The 586-nt window shown below is 68.9% G+C and carries 1 protein-coding gene; it reads left to right on the forward strand.

The annotated features are described in order from the left end of the window. The coding region (locus PUR26_RS00075) for a vitamin K epoxide reductase family protein (RefSeq protein ID WP_329867997.1) at window positions 1-582 on the forward strand (582 nt) is incomplete at its 5' end. Between the last annotated feature and the right edge of the window lie 4 nt (window positions 583-586).

Here is a 586-nt window from a genome sequence, read left to right on the forward strand (position 1 = left end):
CACGGCGGGGCGGGGGCGGGCCGGGCGTTCGCGTGGATGCTGGTGGTCACGGGTGCGGCGGGGCTGCTCGCGGCGTGGGTGATCACGATCGACAAGTTCAGGCTGCTGGAGGACCCGGGGTTCACTCCGGGGTGCAGTCTCAATCCGGTGGTGTCGTGCGGCAGCATCATGAAGAGCGAGCAGGCGTCGGTCTTCGGGTTCCCCAATCCGATGCTGGGGCTGGTGGCGTACGCGGTGGTGATCGCCGTGGGGGCGGGTCTGCTGGCGGGTGCCCGCTACCGGCGGTGGTACTGGCTGGGGCTGAACGCGGGGACGCTGTTCGGGGTCGGGTTCTGCACATGGCTGATGTACCAGTCGCTGTACGAGATCAACGCGCTGTGCCTGTGGTGCTCCCTGGCGTGGGCGGCGACGATCGTCATGTTCTGGTACGTGACCTCGCACAACGTCCGCACGGGGCTGCTGCCCGCACCGCGCCCGGTGCGGGGCTTCCTCGACGAGTTCACCTGGGTCCTGCCCGCCCTGCACATCGGCATCATCGGGATGCTCGTCCTGACCCGCTGGTGGGACTTCTGGACCGGCTGACGAC

Source organism: Streptomyces sp. SP18CS02, assembly GCF_036322365.1.
Taxonomy (GTDB): domain Bacteria; phylum Actinomycetota; class Actinomycetes; order Streptomycetales; family Streptomycetaceae; genus Streptomyces.